Origin of the sequence: Extensimonas vulgaris, from assembly GCF_003337425.1 — a bacterium.
Lineage (GTDB): Bacteria > Pseudomonadota > Gammaproteobacteria > Burkholderiales > Burkholderiaceae_C > Extensimonas > Extensimonas vulgaris.
The window spans coordinates 535,930-554,194 of the sequence record NZ_QPJU01000002.1 but is presented as its reverse complement, the minus strand read 5'-3'; the positions used below and the strand labels follow the sequence as shown (position 1 = coordinate 554,194).

The 18,265-nt window shown below is 64.7% G+C and carries 17 protein-coding genes; 4 read left to right on the top strand and 13 right to left on the bottom strand.

The genetic code is table 11. The features are described from left to right. Both qatD and DFR45_RS05485 read left to right on the top strand, forming a co-directional pair. Complete coding sequence (qatD, locus tag DFR45_RS05490; RefSeq protein WP_011516217.1) at nt 1-750, top strand: Qat anti-phage system TatD family nuclease QatD; 750 nt, start codon at nt 1-3, stop codon at nt 748-750. Nucleotides 751-864: 114 nt separating this feature from the next. Beyond that, a complete protein-coding gene (locus tag DFR45_RS05485) occupies nt 865-1,254 on the top strand; it encodes a helix-turn-helix transcriptional regulator (RefSeq protein ID WP_029310272.1) in 390 nt (129 codons plus the stop codon). Nucleotides 1,255-1,269: 15 nt separating this feature from the next. Here DFR45_RS05485 and DFR45_RS05480 read toward each other — a convergent pair whose 3' ends face one another. From DFR45_RS05480 to guaB, 5 genes are all read right to left on the bottom strand, one after another. Further along, nucleotides 1,270-1,794 (bottom strand): helix-turn-helix transcriptional regulator, encoded by a 525-nt coding sequence (locus DFR45_RS05480; RefSeq protein ID WP_011516215.1) that lies wholly within the window; start codon nt 1,792-1,794, stop codon nt 1,270-1,272. Between the two features lie 4 nt (nt 1,795-1,798). Continuing rightward, a complete protein-coding gene (locus tag DFR45_RS05475; protein WP_011516214.1) occupies nt 1,799-2,074 on the bottom strand; it encodes a hypothetical protein in 276 nt (91 codons plus the stop codon). A gap of 200 nt (nt 2,075-2,274) precedes the next feature. Further along, on the bottom strand, nt 2,275-3,531 hold the full coding sequence (locus DFR45_RS05470; protein ID WP_011516213.1) for a tyrosine-type recombinase/integrase: 1,257 nt from the start codon (nt 3,529-3,531) through the stop codon (nt 2,275-2,277). A gap of 301 nt (nt 3,532-3,832) precedes the next feature. Further along, the gene (guaA, locus tag DFR45_RS05465; protein WP_114482656.1) at nt 3,833-5,449 is read right to left on the bottom strand and encodes a glutamine-hydrolyzing GMP synthase; all 1,617 of its coding nucleotides are present in this window, start codon (nt 5,447-5,449) and stop codon (nt 3,833-3,835) included. A 75-nt stretch (nt 5,450-5,524) separates the two neighbouring features. Beyond that, nucleotides 5,525-7,000, bottom strand: coding sequence for an IMP dehydrogenase (guaB, locus tag DFR45_RS05460; RefSeq protein WP_114482655.1), 1,476 nt, complete (start codon nt 6,998-7,000; stop codon nt 5,525-5,527). Between the two features lie 81 nt (nt 7,001-7,081). On the opposite strand from guaB, the gene DFR45_RS05455 reads away from it, so the two are divergent. Next, nucleotides 7,082-7,591 (top strand): DUF4124 domain-containing protein, encoded by a 510-nt coding sequence (locus tag DFR45_RS05455; protein WP_114482654.1) that lies wholly within the window; start codon nt 7,082-7,084, stop codon nt 7,589-7,591. A 43-nt stretch (nt 7,592-7,634) separates the two neighbouring features. Here DFR45_RS05455 and DFR45_RS05450 read toward each other — a convergent pair whose 3' ends face one another. Beyond that, a complete protein-coding gene (locus tag DFR45_RS05450) occupies nt 7,635-8,000 on the bottom strand; it encodes an RnfH family protein (protein ID WP_114482653.1) in 366 nt (121 codons plus the stop codon). Next, entirely contained in the window at nt 7,993-8,433 is a 441-nt protein-coding gene (locus DFR45_RS05445) for a type II toxin-antitoxin system RatA family toxin (RefSeq protein ID WP_114482652.1), read from the bottom strand. The genes DFR45_RS05450 and DFR45_RS05445 overlap by 8 nt, the downstream gene beginning before the upstream one ends. Nucleotides 8,434-8,567: 134 nt before the next feature. Between DFR45_RS05445 and smpB the strand changes: the two genes are divergently transcribed. Beyond that, a complete protein-coding gene (smpB, locus tag DFR45_RS05440; protein WP_114482651.1) occupies nt 8,568-9,041 on the top strand; it encodes an SsrA-binding protein SmpB in 474 nt (157 codons plus the stop codon). A gap of 371 nt (nt 9,042-9,412) precedes the next feature. Here the strand turns inward: smpB and DFR45_RS05435 are convergent, their stop codons facing one another. From DFR45_RS05435 to nusA, 6 genes are all read right to left on the bottom strand, one after another. Beyond that, nucleotides 9,413-10,516, bottom strand: coding sequence for an enoyl-CoA hydratase/isomerase family protein (locus DFR45_RS05435; protein ID WP_114482722.1), 1,104 nt, complete (start codon nt 10,514-10,516; stop codon nt 9,413-9,415). A gap of 31 nt (nt 10,517-10,547) precedes the next feature. Then, nucleotides 10,548-12,377, bottom strand: coding sequence for a translational GTPase TypA (gene typA, locus DFR45_RS05430; protein WP_114482650.1), 1,830 nt, complete (start codon nt 12,375-12,377; stop codon nt 10,548-10,550). Beyond that, a complete protein-coding gene (gene truB, locus DFR45_RS05425; RefSeq protein WP_114482649.1) occupies nt 12,374-13,360 on the bottom strand; it encodes a tRNA pseudouridine(55) synthase TruB in 987 nt (328 codons plus the stop codon). The genes typA and truB overlap by 4 nt, the downstream gene beginning before the upstream one ends. Nucleotides 13,361-13,363: 3 nt before the next feature. Next, the gene (gene rbfA / locus DFR45_RS05420; protein ID WP_114482648.1) at nt 13,364-13,732 is read right to left on the bottom strand and encodes a 30S ribosome-binding factor RbfA; all 369 of its coding nucleotides are present in this window, start codon (nt 13,730-13,732) and stop codon (nt 13,364-13,366) included. Nucleotides 13,733-13,812: 80 nt separating this feature from the next. After that, nucleotides 13,813-16,719: a translation initiation factor IF-2 gene (infB, locus tag DFR45_RS05415; protein ID WP_114482647.1), complete on the bottom strand. Its 2,907-nt coding sequence runs from the start codon at nt 16,717-16,719 to the stop codon at nt 13,813-13,815. Between the two features lie 24 nt (nt 16,720-16,743). Next, nucleotides 16,744-18,228 (bottom strand): transcription termination factor NusA, encoded by a 1,485-nt coding sequence (nusA, locus tag DFR45_RS05410; protein ID WP_114482646.1) that lies wholly within the window; start codon nt 18,226-18,228, stop codon nt 16,744-16,746. Nucleotides 18,229-18,265 lie beyond the last annotated feature (37 nt).

Genomic DNA, 18,265 nt, shown 5'->3' with positions numbered 1-18,265 from the left:
ATGATCGCCACAGCAGGCCTCGTGGACTTCCACTGCCATCTTGATCTCTACCCGAACCATGCTGCGGCAGTCCAGGACGCGGAGGCCTCTGGCGTGTTCACGCTGGCGGTGACGACGACACCTCGCGCCTGGCCTCGCAATCACGAACTCGCGCAGCGCACAAAGCATGTTCGAGCGGCTCTGGGACTGCATCCGCAGTTGGTCGCAGAACGCGAGAACGAGATCGAGCTATGGGATCAACACCTTGCGGAGACGCGCTATGTCGGCGAAGTCGGGTTGGACGCCGGCCCCCGGTTCTTCAAATCGCTCGATGCGCAGAAGCGTGTGTTCCAACACGTGTTGCAGCGTTGCGCGCAGGCCGGTGACAAGATCATTACGGTTCACAGCATCAGGTCGGCCAAGGCGGTACTCGATCTTGTCGAAGCACATCTACCGCCCGAGCGCGGGAAAATCGTTCTCCACTGGTTCACGGGAACAAAGAGCGAGGCGAAGCGTGCGTTGGAATTGGGCTGCTACTTCTCGATCAACGCGGCAATGCTGGGCAATGAGAGGCACGCACCGATGGTGCAGGCTATCCCCTTGGATCGGATGCTGACGGAAACCGATGGTCCCTTCACTCGCACTGGCGACAGGCCCTCGCAGCCGACGGATGTAGTAAGCGTCGTCGAGGAACTGGGCTGTTTACATCGGCTACCTGCAAACGACATGGCCAGCCTTATTCGTGACAACCTACGAGCATTGCTCGGATAGCTGGAGACGAAACGCTCCGCGCGAACTCTACATCCGCTTGAGTGTTCCCCAGTTCGCCCTAGCAAGTTGTCCCGATAGCTGCGGAACTTCACCATGTCTCCATGCAGCGTGCTCATGGAGTCCGAGGTGGAACATCTATCGCAAACGACCAACGCGGCCGGCATCGACAACGACATCGGCCGGTCTCTCCCCTTGCCGGGAACGGAGGCCTACGAGGCACTGCCGCAATTTCCGAAGCGCAGCGCCCTCCCCTTCCGACGCACCATTCGCCGCCAGGAACTGCGGCAGATAGTCCCCTTGGCCGAAACGACGATCTACGAAATGGAGCGCCGCGGCGAGTTTCCACGCCGATTCAATCTGACGCCGCGCTGCGTGGTGTGGGACTTGGCCGAAGTAGAAGCGTGGGTCGAAGAACGAAAGCAAGCGCCTCGCGGCGGCACCTCAAAGCCGGATGTCCACCTACGAAAAACCCGCCCTGTCCGGGCGGGTTCGAGCGAGAAATGAGGCCGGCGACGTTCCTCATCCGACCAGGGCTTGCAGTTCCTTTGACGCCGAGCGCGGCAGCCGCCGCCCCTCCTTCGCCACGTTGACCTGCAAAGCCACTCGCGCCACCTCCAGCACGTCCTTGGCCAGCGCATAACTGCCCTTGGCCTGCAACCAAGCCAGCACGTCCGCCAGATGCCAGATCGACGCACTGCCCTCATGCACCGGCGCCGGGAAGCTGCCCGGATGGGCCAGCATCAACTTGCGCATGTTCTGCCGCGACACGCCCACGATGTCGGCCACATCGGTCAGGCCGACCAAATCCGGCGCCACCTCGATCAGCTTGGCCGACGGCGCGGCACGGCGCACATCGGCCAGCGCACTACGCACCGCGTCATCCGCATCCGCCGCCTCGCGCGTGAACTCCAGCGCCAGGCGCCCCGGCTGCCCGATGCCGACCAAGGCATCGTCGCAGCCGGCTTCGCCCAGGCGCTCCACCAACGCCTCCGTGTCGCGGTCGTCGTCGGCAAGCTGGTATTTCAGGGTGAAGGTGTATTCCATCGCGCTACTCCTTGGAACCGTCGTCAGCCTCGTGCTGCTTGCGGTGCGTGGTGCAGTTGTCCACGACGCGCCGCAAGGCGCGAGCGTGGTTGCCGGGGTTCTTCGGCGTGCTCCACACGCTGGTGATGCAGAACTCGCCGCAGCGGCATTCCTCATCGTTGTACGGGCAGTAAATCCGCCCCCAGGCATGGCTACCACCGACTTCGACGCGCCAGCCCTGCCCTTCGGCGTGCCTGAGAGCTTCCTCGACCTCTTTCTTTGGATGAGGGGAACGAGCCATCAGTGACCTTCAGTATGAGGATGGCCGGCAAGGTTGTCAAGTGACAACCTTGCCAGGACAAGATCAGGCCACATATCGCCGACCAGCGAGAAGTTCAGATTTCCTCGTTTTCGATCACTCAAAGTGATCGCTTCCTCGAAATAACAAACCTGGCACAACCCGGCAAAGACCGATTCAAGGCAACCCATGATGCGGCCCTCCTACGCGATCGCGCTCAACGCCGGCACGACCACGTTCTCCGGCATCAGCTTCGGCACGTAAGTCTGTCCGCCACCCCAGGCATCGACCAGGTTGGCCCACTCTTGCAGCATGTGGCGCCGCTGCTCGGCGTATTCGGCCTTGTTGTAGACCGAACGCGAGGAACGCCCCTCCTCGTGCGCCAGGCACTTCTCAATCCAGTCGCGGTTGAAGCCGATTTCGTTCAGCAGCGTCGAGCCGGTGCGGCGCAGATCGTGGACGGTGAACGGCTGTAGCGGCAGATCTTTGGCCTTGGCACCTTCTGCCACCAGCATCGTGATGCGATTCAAGGTCGCATTGGACATGCACCGCTCTGCATCGTAGCGAGAAGGGAAAACGAACTTTGAGCCAGCCGCACAGGCGTGCAGCGTCACGAAGATGTCGAGCGCCTGGCGCGACAGATAGACCACGTGCGGATTGCGACCCTTCATCCGCTGCTTCGGAATCGTCCAGGTCTTGCGCTCGAAATCGACTTCATCCCAAGTGGCCTGGATCAGTTCGCTCTTGCGCACCAGCGTCAGCAGGATCAGGCGCAGCGCCAGCTTGATGGTCGGATAGGTCGCCACCGTCTCCAACTGCTGCACCATCAAACGGATTTCCAGCGGCGAGAGGGCACGATCCTTCGGCACGAAGGTGGCGATCGAGGACGGCCCCACGCTGTCGGCGGGGTTGACCACCTTCTCACCGTGGGCGATGGCGTAGACGTAGACCTGCTTCACGATGTCCCGGATCTGCACCGCGGTGGCTGGTGCCCCGCGCTCCTTGACCTTGTTGCACAGAATCCGAAGGTCTTCGGCCTGGATCTCGGTCAGCAGCCTATTCTGGAAAACCGGCAGGATGTCCCGGTCGATGATGTGCTTGCGCACGGCGCGGGTGCTGTCGGCCCATCTCGTGTGGGCAAGATACGTCTCCATCGCCGCGCCGAAGGTCTTGATGGCGCGAACCCGGCGCTTGTCGCGTTGCTTCTCCAGCGCGGGCGATATGCCCTGGAGAACGGCCTTGCGCGCCTCCAGAAGCAGTTCACGCGCCATTGCCAGCGAAATGCCGCCTGCACCGTAGCGGCCGATGGTCAAGGTCTCGCGGCGGCCGTTGAGACGGTAGTCGTAGCGGAAGGTGACGGTATTTGCGGGCGATACCGTCACGTACATCCCGTCCCGGTCAGAAACCTTATAAGTCAATGACTTAGGCTTCAGATTGCGCAGTGCTGTGTCGGTCAGCATCGAGGTTTACCTCCTGTTTTGCGACGGCTTTTACCGTCAAGGACCAGGAGACCCACTGATGCCCGGAAAGCCGCATGCAATAAGCTTTCCCGAGAAGGCTTTTACCGTCAAAGACGGTAAAAGTCTGAATAGTGAACGAGAGTGTCTTAATTCGGCCTCAGTTCTTACCGTCAGCTCTACCGTCAACCGTTTTTGCTGGTCGGCGATAGCCACCGATAGCTGCCGCGACGTATTTCCTTCTAAATCAACACGTTACGACGGGTTTTCGGATGGCTGGCGATAGTCCCTGAAGGACGTAAATTCACTCCCACTCGATCGTCGCGGGCGGCTTGGAGCTCACGTCGTAAGTGACGCGGTTGATACCGCGCACTTCGTTGATGATGCGGCTGCTCACTTTTTTGAGCAGTGCATAGGGCAGTTCAGCCCAGTCGGCGGTCATGAAGTCGCTGGTCTGCACGGCGCGCAGGGCCACCACCCAGTCGTAGGTGCGGGCGTCGCCCATCACGCCCACGCTTTTGACGGGCAGGAACACGGCGAACGCCTGGCTGGTCAAGTCGTACCAGCTCTTGCCGGAATGGGGTTCGATGGTCGAGCGCAGTTCCTCGATGAAGATCGCATCGGCGCGGCGCAGCAGTTCGGCGTACTCCTTCTTGACCTCGCCCAGAATGCGCACGCCCAGGCCCGGGCCGGGAAAGGGGTGGCGGTACACCATGTCGTGCGGCAGGCCCAGCGCCACGCCGAGCTCGCGCACCTCGTCCTTGAACAGGTCGCGCAGCGGCTCCAGGAGCTTGAGGCCCAGCTGCTCGGGCAGGCCGCCGACGTTGTGGTGGCTTTTGATGGTGACGGCTTTTTTGCTCTTGGCGCCGCCCGATTCGATCACGTCGGGGTAGATCGTGCCCTGCGCGAGCCACTGCGCGCCTTTGCTGCCCGGGCGCGCGGCCTTGAGCTTTTCGGCTTCGGCCTTGAACACATCGACGAACAGGCGGCCGATGATCTTGCGCTTTTGCTCGGGGTCGCTGACGCCCGCGAGCTCGCGCAAAAAGAGTTCGCTCGCGTCCACGCGCACCACCTTGGCGTGCAGCTTGCCGGCGAACATCTCCATGACCATGTCGCCCTCGTGCAGGCGCAGCAGGCCGTGATCGACGAACACGCAGGTCAGCTGCTCGCCGATGGCGCGGTGGATCAGCGCCGCGGCCACGCTCGAATCGACGCCGCCCGACAGGCCCAGTATCACCTCCTCGTCACCGACTTGCGCGCGGATGTTTTGCACCGCCTCCTCGATGTGGTTTTGCATGATCCAGTCGGGCTGGGCGCCGCAGATTTCGAGCACGAAGCGCTCGAGGATCGCGCGGCCCTGCACCGTGTGCGTGACCTCGGGGTGGAACTGCACGCCATAAAAGCGCCGCGCTTCGTCGGCCATGCCGGCGATCGGGCAGCTCGGCGTGCTGGCCATGACTTTGAAGCCCGGCGGCAGCGCGGTGACCTTGTCGCCGTGGCTCATCCACACCTTGAGCATGCCGTGGCCCTCGGGCGTGGTGAAATCCGCGATGCCCTTGAGCAGGGCGGTGTGGCCGTGCGCGCGCACCTCGGCGTAGCCGAATTCGCGCGTGGCGCTGCCCTCGACCTTGCCGCCGAGCTGCTGCGCCATGGTCTGCATGCCGTAGCAGATGCCCAGCACGGGCACGCCGAGCGTGAACACGGCGTCGGGGGCGCGGTCATCGACCTCATAGACGCTGGCGTGGCTGCCCGAGAGGATGATGCCCTTGAGGTGCCCGTCGGCCGCGTAGGCGCGCACCCAGTCGTCGCTCACGTCGCAAGGATGCACTTCGCAATACACATGCGCTTCGCGCACACGCCGCGCGATGAGCTGCGTGAACTGGGAGCCGAAGTCGAGGATGAGGATTTTGTCGTGTTGCATGGTGGGTGGCCGGAGAAAAAACGAAAAGCCCGAACGCCGCGTGCGGTGGGTTCGGGCCTGTGACGGTACTGCCTGTCAGTCGGCGCGGTAGTTCGGCGCCTCTTTGGTGATCTGCACGTCGTGCACGTGGCTCTCGCGTATGCCGGCTGCGGTGATCTCGACGAACTGGGCTTTTTCGTTCATTTCCTGGATGGTCGCGCAGCCGCAATAGCCCATCGCCGCGCGCACGCCACCCGCCATCTGGAAGATGATGGACACCACCGAGCCTTTGTACGGCACCCGCCCTTCTATACCCTCTGGAACGAGTTTGTCCGCATTGGGATTGCCGGTGCTGCTCTCTTGAAAATAGCGGTCGGCGCTGCCCTGCTGCATCGCACCAAGGCTGCCCATGCCGCGGTAGCTCTTGTAGCTGCGGCCCTGGTAGAGGATGACCTCGCCGGGCGCCTCCTCGGTGCCCGCAAACACGCCGCCCATCATCACCGTGGCCGCGCCCGCGGCCAGGGCCTTGGCCACGTCGCCGCTGTAGCGGATGCCGCCGTCGGCGATCAGCGGCACGCCCGTGCCCTTGAGCGCCGTGGCCACGCTGTCGATGGCCATGATCTGCGGCACGCCGACGCCGGCCACGATGCGCGTGGTACAGATCGAGCCCGGGCCTATGCCGACCTTGACGGCGTCCGCGCCGGCCTCGACCAGCGCAAGTGCGGCGGCGCCGGTGGCGATGTTGCCGCCGATCACCTCGACCTGCGGGTAGTGCTGCTTGACCCAGCGCACGCGCTCGATCACGCCCTTGCTGTGGCCGTGCGCGGTATCGACCACGATGGCATCGACGCCCGCGCGCACCAGCGCTTCGACGCGCTCTTCGGTGCCCTCGCCCACGCCCACGGCCGCGCCCACGCGCAGGCGCCCGGACTCGTCGCGCGCGGCGTTCGGAAAGCTCGTCTGCTTGGTGATGTCCTTGACCGTGATCAGCCCCTTGAGCTCGAAGGCGTCGTTGACCACCAGCAGGCGTTCGAGCTTGTGCTGGTGCAGCAAAGCCTTGGCCTGCTCGGGCGTGGTGGCGTCTTTTTCATTCACGGTGATGAGCTTTTCGCGCGGCGTCATGATCTCGCGCACCTTGACGTCGTAGCGCGTCTCGAAGCGCAGGTCGCGCCCCGTGACGATGCCCACCACCTTGCCGCCATCGCATACTGGAAAGCCGGAAATGCCAAGCTCCTCGGACAGCTGCAGCACCTGCAGCACGGTGTGCTCGGGCGTGATGACCACCGGGTCGCGCAGCACGCCCGATTCATAGCGCTTGACCTTGGCCACCTGCGCCGCCTGCTCCTGCGGCGTGAGGTTTTTGTGCACGATGCCGATGCCGCCCTCCTGCGCGATGGCGATCGCCAGACGCGCTTCGGTCACGGTGTCCATGGCGGCGGAGACGAGCGGCAGGTTCAGCCGGATGTTGCGCGAAAGCTGGGTCGCGAGGGATGTGTCTTTGGGCAAAACCTGCGAGTAGGCTGGCACCAGCAATACGTCGTCGAACGTGAGCGCTTTTCCGAGTAGGCGCATGTGAAAGCTCCAAAAAACGAATTGTATCCACGGCCACCCGCGCGGCCGCACCCGGCGCGATCTGTCCTACACTCGCCTTCCATGAAAAAGTCCCCGCTGCTTTTGTTCACCCTGGCCTGCACCTTCTCGCTCGGCGCTGCAGCCCAGTGGCAATGGATAGACAAAGACGGCCGCAAGGTCTTCAGCGACCGCCCGCCGCCCGTGGACGTGCCGGACAAAAACATCCTCAAGCAGCCCGGGGGCAACAGCAGCCAGCGCAGCTTCCACCCGGTGCCCGTAACGGATGCCGCCTCTGCCCCGGCCGCGGCGGCCAGCACTGCCGCAGGTGCCGGCAAGGACAAAGAGCTCGAAGAAAAGAAGGCCCAGGCCGAAGCTGCAGAAGCCGCCAAAAAGAAGGCCGAGGCCGAGAAAATCGCCAAGATCAAGGCCGACAACTGCGCCCGTGCGCGCCAGGCCAAGGCCGCCTACGACTCCGGCCGCCTCATCGCCACCACCAACGCGCAGGGCGAGCGCGTGTTTCTCGACGAAGCCGGCCGCGCGGCCGAAACCAAGCGCCTCGAAGGCATCATCGCGACCGAGTGCGCGCCCTGAAGTCGTGCGCCTTCGCTGGCGGGGCGCGGCAGGAGCCTGACGATCAGTCCTCGGCCGTCTTGGCCGTGCGCTTGGCAAACAAGCCACTGCCGCGCTTGCCCTGGCGCTCGAAGCGTTCACGCCGCGCGCGTTTGGGATCGACCTGCAGTGGCCGATAGACCTCCACCCGGTCGAAGGGTGCAAGGGGCTGCGTGAGCGCCACTTTGCGCCCCCAGATGCCGCAATCCAGGGCTTGTGCAGCGGGCGCTGCGCCGGTCGGCTGCGCGCCATCGACGCCGCATGCACGCAGCGCATCGGCCACCGTGGCGCCCGCGGGCAGTTGCAGCTCCAGCTCGCGCACCCGGCGCGGTGCGAGGCACACCGCCACGGTCACCGGGATAAGAGTAGGGGCATCGATCGCGTCAGCCATAGACTTTCTGTGCGCGTTGCACGAACGCATCGACGAGGCTGTTGGCGATGCGGTCGAACACCGGGCCCACCAGCGCCGCGAGCGCCCTGCTGGAAAAGCCGTAGTGCAGCCGCAGCTCCACGCGGCACGCGCGCTGCGTGCCGTCGCCCACGGGGTGGAACTGCCACTCGCCTTCGAGCTGTGAAAAAGGCCCTTTGACGAGCTGCATGTGCACGCGCCGGCCCGGCTCGTGCGTGTTGCGCGTGACGAAGGTCTGGCGGATGCCGCCGAGCACCATGCCCACCTCGGCCACCATGCCCGTGGGCGTGCGCTCGAGCACGGCGGCGTGGTCGCACCAGGGCAGAAACTCGGGGTAATGCTCGACCTGCGTGACGAGGTCGAACATCTCCTGCGGGCTGTACCAGATGAGGACGGACTTGTGGACGGTTTTCATGCAGACAAGGCAAAAGGAGGCAAGGCGGTCGGGGGCGGACTCTTACAATCGCGGGCCCGCGCCACGCGTTTGCACACGTCCGGGATTGTAGGCAGCCCCTTTATTCCCCCGCCGCGCACCGCATCTACGACCCCATGGCGAAAAAATCCGAACTCCCATCCCGCATTGCCGAAAACAAAAAAGCGGCTTACAATTACTTTTTCGAAGAGCGCTACGAAGCCGGCATGGTGCTGCACGGCTGGGAGGTCAAGGCGCTGCGCGAGGGCAAGGTGCAGCTCACTGACGGCTACGTGCTGATCCAGGGTGGCGAGCTGTTTTTGATCGGCTGCCAAATCAACCCGCTCAGAACCGCTTCGACGCACGTGCGCCCCGACGCCGCGCGCACCAAAAAATTGCTGCTGCACAAAGACGAAATCAAGCGCCTGATCGGCAAGGTCGAGCAAAAAGGCTACACGCTGGTGCCGCTGAACCTGCACTGGAAGAACGGCCGCGTGAAGTGCGAGATCGCGCTCGCCAAGGGCAAGGCCGAACACGACAAGCGCGACACCATCAAGGAGCGCGAGGGCAAGCGCGAAGTCGAGCGCGCGCTCAAGAGCCGCCAGCGCTGAGGGTGACGGGAAGCGGAGCGCGCGTAAACCCAGATTGTTCATTCGGACGCGGGATTATCGTTCCCCGTCATTGCGAGAGCCGAAGGCCCGCGGCAATCCATGGGGCCTTGGCAACAGCGCCTGCGCACGCTGCGAAGGACGGGACTGGATTGCCGCGCCCCTGCGGGGCTCGCAATGACGGGTTTCTTTGCTGCGGCCAAAATGACCGGCAGCCTTCCGCCAACGCCCGCGTAGGTGCGCAGCACCGCCTAATGGACAATCTGGGGTAAAACCACTCGCTACCAATACAGAAGCTGCCAGCGCTCTATTTACATTGGTTTCAGACACTTTCATCTCTGAAAACATTGACCATCAAGCGCTTGCAGCTACCATCATGAGAGCATGCGCAGCGGATGCGCCCACGTGGGCCAGGGGCTTTCAAAAAAGGGTTGCCACATCTCGGGCGTGACGTCTTCGATGCGCGGAGGGTTCCAGCGCGGCTGCTGGTCTTTGTCGATGGCGAGCGCGCGTATGCCTTCGACGGTCTCGCTCTGGCCGGGGCGCAGGAAGAAGCAGTGGCGCACGATGTCGCGCTCCATGCGCAAATCGTCGGCCAGGCCCAGGTGGCGCGCGCGGCGGATCTGCTCCAGCACCACGTGCAGCATGAGCGGCGAGCGGCGGCGCAGCGTGGCCGCGGTGGCGCGCGCCCAGTCGCTGTCGGCGGCTTCGAGCGCCTGCACGATGTCGCGCACCGTGGGCAGCGAAAAATAGTGGTCGATTTGGGCTCTGAGGCTTGCGAGGTCTGCGCTGGCAGCTACGAATTTTGCTTTGATGATGGCCTCGATCGCGGCGCCGTCGGCAAAGCCCTGCGTGGCGATCGCCTCCCACACCTCGGCCTGCTGTGCAGCGGGCAGGCAGCCGTCGGCGAGGCCGAAGGCGATCGCGTCGCCCGCGCCGATGGTCTCGCCCGTGAGCGCGAGCCACTCGCCCACGTGGCCGGGGCAGCGCGAGAGAAAGTAGCCGCCGCCCACGTCGGGGAACAGGCCTATGCCCGTCTCCGGCATGGCCATTTTGGTGCGCTCGGTCACGATGCGCAGGCTGCCGCCCTGGCTGATGCCCATGCCGCCGCCCATGACGATGCCGTCCATGAATGCGATGTAGGGCTTGGGATAGTTGTGCGTGAAGTGGTTGAGCACGTACTCCTCGGTGAAGAAGTCCTCAATCTTCGGGTCGCCTTTGCTGCCGGCCTCGTGCAAAAAGCGGATGTCGCCGCCCGCGCAGAACACGCCGAACGGCCCGTCCTTGCCATTGCCGCGGATCGCCACGGCCTGCACGCGCGCGTCATGCTGCCATGCGAGCAGCACCCCCATGAGCGCGCGCACCATGCCGAGCGACAGCGCATTGAGCGCACGCGGGCGGTTCAGCGTGATCAGGCCCACGCCGCCGCGCACTTCGCTTTGGACTTCTGCATTCTGTTCAGTGGGTTGCGTCGTCATCTTTGCTCCTTTCGTCTGGTGGTGGCACACATCAGGCATTTTCGCGGCTTGCGCGCTTGCGCTCGTGCTCCTTCAAAAAGCGCTTGCGCAGGCGGATGCTTTTGGGCGTGATCTCGACGAGCTCGTCGTCCTCGATGAATTCCACCGCGTATTCGAGCGTGAGCTCGATCGGCGGCGTGATCTTGATCGCGTCTTCTTTGCCGCTGACGCGGAAATTGGTCAGCTGCTTGGTGCGCGTGGCGTTCACCACGAGGTCGTTGTCGCGGCTGTGGATGCCCACGATCATGCCCTCATACACCGGATCGCCCGCCTTCACGAACATGCGCCCGCGGTCGTCGAGCTTGCCCAGCGCGTAGGTGAAGATTTCGCCGTCGTCCATCGAAATCAGCACGCCGTTCTTGCGCCCGCCGATCTCGCCCTTGTACGGCTCGTAGCCGTCGAAGATGTTGCTGATCAGCCCCGAGCCGCGCGTGAGGTTCAAAAACTCGTTCGAAAAGCCGATCAAGCCGCGCGCCGGGATGCGATATTCGAGCCGCACGCGCCCGCGCCCGTCGGGCTCCATGTTCACGAGCTCGCCCTTGCGCTCGCCCAGCGCCTGCATCACGCCGCCCTGGTGGCCTTCTTCGATGTCGGCGGTCACGAGCTCTATGGGCTCGCAGCGCTCACCGTTGATCTCCTTGAACACCACGCGCGGCTTGCCCACGGCGAGCTCGTAGCCCTCGCGGCGCATGTTTTCGAGCAGGATGGTCAGGTGCAGCTCGCCGCGGCCCGAGACTTCGAACACGCCGTCCTCGTCGGTTTCCTTCACGCGCAGCGCGACGTTGCTTTGCAGCTCTTTTTGCAGCCGGTCCCAGATCTGGCGGCTCGTGACGAACTTGCCCTCGCGCCCCGCGAGCGGGCTGGTGTTGACGCAGAAGTTCATGGTCAGCGTGGGCTCATCGACCTGCAGCATGGGCAGCGGGCGCGGGTTCGCCGGGTCGGTCACGGTGACGCCTATGCCTATGTCTTCGATGCCGTTGATGAGCACGATGTCGCCCGGCCCGGCCTCGGTGACCTGCACGCGATCGAGCCCCTCGAAGGTCAGCACCTGGTTCACGCGGCCTTTGAACGACTTGCCCTCGGGCCCTTCCATCACGAGCACGTCCTGCCCTGGGCGCAGCGTGCCCGCGTTGATGCGGCCCACGCCGATGCGGCCGACGAAGCTGTTGTAGTCGAGCGCCGAAATCTGCAGCTGCAGCGGCGCGCTCGGGTCGCCCTGGTGCGCAGGCACGTGCTTCAGGATGGTTTCGAACAGCGCCGACATGTCCGGCCCCCACTGCTCGCCGGGCGCGCCCTCTTGCAGCGAGGCCCAGCCGTTGATGCCCGAGGCATAGACCACGGGAAAGTCGAGCTGCTCGTCGGTCGCGCCGAGTTTGTCGAACAGGTCGAACGCAGCGTTGATGACCTTGTCGGGATTGGCGCCGGGCTTGTCCACCTTGTTGACCACGACGATGGGCTTCAAGCCCAGCGCGAGCGCTTTTTTGGTGACGAAGCGCGTCTGCGGCATCGGGCCTTCTTGCGCGTCGATCAGCAGCAGCACGCCATCGACCATGGAGAGCGCGCGCTCGACCTCACCGCCGAAGTCCGCGTGGCCCGGGGTGTCGACGATGTTGATGTGCGTGCCGCCCCAGCTCACGGCGCAGTTCTTGGCCAGGATGGTGATGCCGCGCTCGCGCTCGATGGCGTTGTTGTCCATCACGGTATCGACCACTTTTTCGTGCGCGGCAAAGGTGCCCGACTGGCGCAGCAGTTGATCGACCATGGTCGTCTTGCCGTGGTCCACGTGGGCGATGATGGCGATGTTGCGAATTTGTTGGCTCATGGTGTTTCCGATGGGCCGCCGGCCGAGGCGGGCGGCAAGTTTTGCAGGATTTGTTGAACTTCGATGGGGCTCAGCAGGCGGTCGGGCACGAGCTCGCCCGCCTGGACATGCGCGCTGCCCAGCAGCACGCGCGGACGCTCGGCAAACACGGCGACTTGCGCCGCATCGGGCCAGCGCCCGCGCAGACGCGCGCCGCACAAAAAGCGCCCGGCATGCTCATCCGCGAGCGTGACAGGCACGTGTGCGGCCAGCAGCACCTCGGGCGGCAGCAGGGCGCGCAGGCGCTGCGCCTCGTCCATGGCTTCGAGCTGCGCGAGCGTGAGGCACTGCGCCTCGCTAAACGGCCCCGTGGCCGTGCGCCGCAGCCGCGTCAGATGCCCGCCGCAGCCTAAGGCGCGGGCTATGTCCTCGCCCAGCGTGCGGATGTAGGTGCCTTTGCTGCACTTTACTTTGATTTCGATAGCTGCTTGCGCTTGCTGCGTCTGCGTCAAGGCCAGATTCAATGCATGAATCGTGACCTCGCGCGGCGCACGCTCGACTTCGACACCGGCGCGTGCGTATTCGTACAGCGCCTTGCCGTCTTTCTTGAGCGCGCTGTGCATGGGCGGCACCTGACGGATGCGGCCCAAAAAGCGCTGGCGCACGGCTTCGAGCAGCGCGGGCGTGATCGGTGGCACGTCGCAGCGTGCGCTCACCTCGCCTTCGGCGTCGCCCGTCGTGGTGCTCACGCCGAGCAGCAGGGTGGCTTCGTAGCTCTTGTCGGCGTCCAGGTGTAGCGCGCTGAACTTGGTCGCGGCACCAAAGCACAGCGGCAGCACGCCCGTGGCAAGCGGGTCGAGCGTGCCCGTGTGCCCGGCCTTTTCGGCGCGCAGCAGCCACTTGGCCTTTTGCAAAGCCTGGTTGCTCGAGAGGGCTAGCGGTTTGTCGAGCAGCAACACCCCATGCACAGGGCGCCGCTGCACCCTGGTGCGTGGCGCGTTCATCGCTTATTCGTCTTTGGCGCGCGAGGAAACCGCCTTGGCGATCAAGGCGTTCATGTCTGCCGCACGCTCGGTCGTGCGGTCATAGATGAAGTGCAGCGTGGGCACGGTGTGGATGTGCAGGCGCTTGAACAAGTGATTGCGCAAATGCCCTGCGGCGTGGTTGAGCGCCTCTTGCGCCACCAGCGGGTCGCCCGTGAGCACGCTGAAAAACACTTTCGCGTGCGCATAGTCGGGCGAGATTTCGACGCTTTGCAGCGTCACCATGCCCACGCGCGGATCCTTGAGCTCGCGTGCGATCAGCTCCGACAAGTCGCGCTGGATCTGGTCGGCAATGCGGTAGCCGCGGTTGGGAACGGTGCTCTTGCGTGGCATGGAACGGTGGGACGGACGGACTTTGAATCAAAAACCATAGCTGCCAGCGCTCGATGAACGAGCACTGACAGCCATTTTCATCACAAGGTGCGGGCGATTTGCTTGATTTCAAAGAACTCGAGCTGGTCGCCCTCTTTGATGTCGTTGTAGTTCTTGAGCTTGATACCGCACTCGAAGCCTTCCTTGACCTCGCGCACGTCGTCCTTCATGCGCTTGAGCGACTCGATCTCACCCGTGTAGATGACCACGTTGTCGCGCAGCAGGCGGAAACGCGCATCGCGCCGCACCACGCCCGAGGTGACGTAGCAACCCGCCACGGTACCGATCTTGGAGGCCACGAACACCGTGCGGATCTCCGCCGTGCCTATGACTTCCTCTCGCTGCTCGGGTGCGAGCATGCCCGACATGGCCGCCTTCAGGTCATCGACGGCGTCGTAGATGATGTTGTAGTAGCGGATGTCCACGCCATTGCTCTCGGCGAGCTTGCGTGCATTCGCGTCGGCGCGCACGTTGAAGCCGATCACCACCGCCTTGGACGCGATCGCGAGGTTGATGTCGGACTCGCTGATGCCACCCACACCCGCGTACACGAGCTGCACCTTGACCTCGTCGGTCGAGAGCTTGAGCAGCGACTGCGCCAGCGCCTCCTGCGAGCCCTGCACGTCGGCCTTGAGGATGATGGGCAGGGTCTTGACCTCGCCCGCCGTCATCTCGGCAAACATGTTTTCGAGCTTCGCGGCCTGCTGCTTGGCGAGCTTGGTGTTGCGGAACTTGCCCGCGCGGTAGGTGGCGATCTCGCGCGCACGGCGCTCGTCGCTGAGCACCATGAACTCGTCGCCGGCCTGCGGCACTTCGGTCAGGCCCAGGATTTCGACCGGGATCGAGGGCCCGGCGGACTTCACCGAACGGCCGTTTTCGTCGAGCATGGCGCGCACGCGGCCGTAGGTCTGGCCGGCCAGCACCACGTCGCCCACCTTGAGCGTGCCCGACTGCACGAGCACCGTGGCCACGGGGCCGCGGCCCTTGTCGAGCTTGGCTTCGATCACCAAGCCCTTGGCCGGCGCATCGACCGGCGCCTTGAGCTCCAGCACTTCGGCTTGCAGCAACACCTGCTCGAGCAGCTCGTCGATGCCCTGGCCGGTCTTGGCCGACACCGGAACGAAGGGCGCATCGCCGCCGTACTCCTCGGGCACCACCTCCTCGGCGATGAGCTCCTGCTTGACGCGATCGGGGTTGGCGTCGGGCTTGTCGATCTTGTTCACCGCGACCACGATGGGCACGCCCGCAGCCTTGGCGTGCTTGATCGCCTCTTTCGTCTGCGGCATCACGCCGTCGTCGGCGGCCACGACCAGGATCACGATGTCGGTGGCCTGGGCGCCGCGCGCGCGCATGGCCGTGAACGCCTCGTGGCCCGGCGTGTCGAGGAAGGTGATGGTGCCGCGCTGCGTCTGCACGTGGTAGGCGCCGATGTGTTGCGTGATGCCACCGGCCTCGCCCGCGGCCACCTTGGCGCGACGGATGTAGTCGAGCAGCGAAGTCTTGCCATGATCGACGTGGCCCATCACGGTCACCACGGGCGGGCGCGGCAGCAGCGGCACGTTGGCGTGCGCGGCATCTTCCTCGGCGAACGCCTCGGGGTCGTCGAGCGCGGCCACCACGGCCTTGTGGCCCAGTTCCTCGACCGCGATCATCGCCGTGTCCTGGTCCAGCGGCTGGTTGATCGTGACCATCTGCCCCATCTTCATGAGCACCTTGATCACTTCCGACGCCTTGACCGACATCTTGTGCGCGAGCTCGGCCACGGTGATGGTCTCGGGCACGTGCACTTCGAGCACGCGCGCCTCAGGCGCAGCCGACTGCTGGCGCTGGTCGTCGCGCTGGTCGCGCTCGTGGCCACGGCGCCCTTTGGGGCCGGCGCGCCAGGCGCTGCGCCCCACGCCGCTGCTCGTATCGCCGCGCGTCTTGATCTCTTTTTTCTTGGCCGCGTCGCCCGCCCAGCTCGACGACAGCTTGGCCGACTTGACTTCCTTGCTGCCGCCAGGCGCGGCCGGCGCCGCCGTGCGCGCAGCGCCGCCCGCACCGGCACCCGCCTGGGCCGCCGGCTTGTGCAAAGTGCCTTTTTTGGCGTCGCCCGCAGGCTTGGCCGCGGGTTTGGGCTCTTCTTTTTTCTCTTCCTTCTTGGCCACCATCACGGATTTTTTGGGCGTGGCCAGCATGGAACGAATGGCCGCAGCCTCGGCCTCGGCCTTGCGCCGGCGCGCTTCGAGGTCCGCGGCACGCGCGGCCTCTTCTGCGGCGCGCGCTTTGGACTCGGCCTCGGCCTTTTCACGCTCGGCCTGCTGCTGCGCCGCACGCGCTGCAGCCTCTTCGGCCTGCTCGCGCACTGCCTCTTGCTGGGCCGCCGTGGCCTTGGCTTTCTTTTCGGCCTCTTGCGCAGCGTAGGCAGCGGCGCGTTCGTCGGCTTCACGCTCGCGCCGCGCGCGCTCTTCGCGCTCTTGTTGCTCGCGCGCTTCGCGCTCGCGCCGCTCCTGCGCCAGCGCTTCTTCCTGGCGCCGGATCAGCTCGGCCTGCTGGCGCGCCTCTTCCTCGCGGCGCTCCCATTCGTGCTCCTGGAGCTCCTCGTGCGCTTGCACCTGCGGCTGCGCTTGCGCCGCGGCAGGCATCTCGGCGCCCGCCTCGGCCGTGTCCTCGCGCTTGATGAAGGTGCGTTTTTTGCGCACCTCGACCTGGATGGTGCGCGCCTTGCCGCTCGCATCGGCCTGCTTGATCTCGGTGGTGGATTTCTTCACCAGGGTGATCTTTTTGCGGTCGCCCGAAGCGGTGCCGTGGCTGGCCTGCAAGTAGGCGAGCAGCTTTTGCTTGTCGACCTCGGTGAGCCGGTCGGAAGCGCTGGCCTTGGCCACGCCTGCGGCGCGCAACTGGTCGAGCAGGACGGCCGGGGATTTCTTGAGTTCGGTGGCGAACTCTGCAACGGTATTACTGGACATAAATGCTTCGTGCCTCCCTGACCCTCATTGCTGGCCCGCAAACCAGTGTTCGCGCGCTTTCATGATCAAGGCTTTGGCCTCTTCCTCGGATTGGCCGGTGATGGCCGTCAGTTCATCGACGGCCAGGTCGGCCAGATCGTCGCGCGTGTGCACGCCGTGTTCCGCCAGCTTGGCGATCGTCTCGGCCGTGAGCCCTTCGATGTCGCGCAGGTCTTGCGACAGCTCCTCTACGCCTTCTTCGCGCGCGATTTCCATCGTCAGCAGCGCATCCTTGGCGCGCGCGCGCAGTTCATTGACCGTGTCCTCGTCCAGCGACTCGATCGCCAGCATTTCCTGCAGCGGCACGTAGGCGACTTCTTCGAGGCTCGAAAACCCTTCGGCGACCAGGATGTCGGCGATCTCCTCATCGACGTCGAGCTTTTCCATGAACAGCTTGCGCAGCGCCGCGGTTTCCTCGGCCTGCTTTTGCGCCGACTCGGCCGCGTCCATGATGTTGATCTTCCAGCCCGTGAGCTCAGAGGCCAGACGCACGTTCTGGCCGCCGCGGCCGATCGCGATGGCGAGGTTTTCTTCATCGACCACCACGTCCATCGCGTGCTTTTCCTCATCGACCACGATGGACTGCACGTTGGCCGGCGCAAGCGCGCCGATCACGAACTGCGCCGGGTCTTCCGACCACAGCACGATGTCGATGCGCTCGCCCGCGAGCTCGTTGCTCACGGCGTTCACGCGCGAGCCGCGCACCCCCACGCAGGTGCCTATCGGGTCGATGCGCTTGTCGTGGCTCAGCACCGCGATCTTCGCGCGGCTGCCGGGGTCGCGCGCGCAACTTTTGATTTCGAGCAAACCTTGCTCGATCTCGGGCACTTCCTGGCGAAACAGCTCGATCATGAACTCGGGCGCAGCACGCGAGAGGATGATGGGCGCACTGCGCAGCGTCGGATCGATCTCGAGGATGACGGCGCGTACCCGGTCACCGATGCGCAGGTTCTCCTTGGGGATCATCTCGCTGCGCTTGAGGCGCCCTTCGACGCGGCCGCTCTCGATGATCAGGTCGCCCTTGTCCATGCGCTTGACGGTACCGCTGAAGATTTTTTCGCCGCGGCTCAAAAAGTCGCTGAGCAGCGTCTCGCGCTCGGCATCGCGGATTTTTTGCAGGATCACCTGCTTGGCCGCCATCGCACCGATGCGCCCGATCGGCACCGACTCGACGGGCTCTTCGATGTATTCACCCACCTGGATGCCTGGCACACGCTCGCGCGCGTCCATGAGCAGCTCTTCGGCGTCGGGGTTTTGCAAGCCGGCCTCGTCGGGCACGACCAGCCAGCGGCGGAAAGTCTCGTAGTCGCCCGTATCACGATCGACCGCCACGCGGATATCCACATCACCCTTGTAGAGCTTTTTCGTGGCCTGCGCGAGCGCCGCCTCGACGGCAGCCTGCACCACGTCGCGCTCCACGTTCTTCTCGCGCGAGATGGCATCGATCAACATCAACAATTCGCGATTCATGCGACAACTCTCCTGTAATCCAATCCTTGTGCCCGCG

What these genes read in the sequence shown, in the direction of transcription:
- rbfA (WP_114482648.1), bottom strand. Translation starts at nt 13,732, where the DNA reads ATGCCACGCAAGAGCACCGTTCCCAACCGCGGCTACCGCATTGCCGAC.
- DFR45_RS05455 (WP_114482654.1), top strand. Translation starts at nt 7,082, where the DNA reads ATGAAAAAGTCCCCGCTGCTTTTGTTCACCCTGGCCTGCACCTTCTCG.
- guaA (WP_114482656.1), bottom strand. Translation starts at nt 5,449, where the DNA reads ATGCAACACGACAAAATCCTCATCCTCGACTTCGGCTCCCAGTTCACG.
- guaB (WP_114482655.1), bottom strand. Translation starts at nt 7,000, where the DNA reads ATGCGCCTACTCGGAAAAGCGCTCACGTTCGACGACGTATTGCTGGTG.
- DFR45_RS05435 (WP_114482722.1), bottom strand. Translation starts at nt 10,516, where the DNA reads ATGACGACGCAACCCACTGAACAGAATGCAGAAGTCCAAAGCGAAGTG.
- DFR45_RS05485 (WP_029310272.1), top strand. Translation starts at nt 865, where the DNA reads ATGGAGTCCGAGGTGGAACATCTATCGCAAACGACCAACGCGGCCGGC.
- truB (WP_114482649.1), bottom strand. Translation starts at nt 13,360, where the DNA reads ATGAACGCGCCACGCACCAGGGTGCAGCGGCGCCCTGTGCATGGGGTG.
- DFR45_RS05445 (WP_114482652.1), bottom strand. Translation starts at nt 8,433, where the DNA reads ATGAAAACCGTCCACAAGTCCGTCCTCATCTGGTACAGCCCGCAGGAG.
- DFR45_RS05480 (WP_011516215.1), bottom strand. Translation starts at nt 1,794, where the DNA reads ATGGAATACACCTTCACCCTGAAATACCAGCTTGCCGACGACGACCGC.
- infB (WP_114482647.1), bottom strand. Translation starts at nt 16,719, where the DNA reads ATGTCCAGTAATACCGTTGCAGAGTTCGCCACCGAACTCAAGAAATCC.
- DFR45_RS05470 (WP_011516213.1), bottom strand. Translation starts at nt 3,531, where the DNA reads ATGCTGACCGACACAGCACTGCGCAATCTGAAGCCTAAGTCATTGACT.
- DFR45_RS05475 (WP_011516214.1), bottom strand. Translation starts at nt 2,074, where the DNA reads ATGGCTCGTTCCCCTCATCCAAAGAAAGAGGTCGAGGAAGCTCTCAGG.
- qatD (WP_011516217.1), top strand. Translation starts at nt 1, where the DNA reads ATGATCGCCACAGCAGGCCTCGTGGACTTCCACTGCCATCTTGATCTC.
- typA (WP_114482650.1), bottom strand. Translation starts at nt 12,377, where the DNA reads ATGAGCCAACAAATTCGCAACATCGCCATCATCGCCCACGTGGACCAC.
- DFR45_RS05450 (WP_114482653.1), bottom strand. Translation starts at nt 8,000, where the DNA reads ATGGCTGACGCGATCGATGCCCCTACTCTTATCCCGGTGACCGTGGCG.
- nusA (WP_114482646.1), bottom strand. Translation starts at nt 18,228, where the DNA reads ATGAATCGCGAATTGTTGATGTTGATCGATGCCATCTCGCGCGAGAAG.
- smpB (WP_114482651.1), top strand. Translation starts at nt 8,568, where the DNA reads ATGGCGAAAAAATCCGAACTCCCATCCCGCATTGCCGAAAACAAAAAA.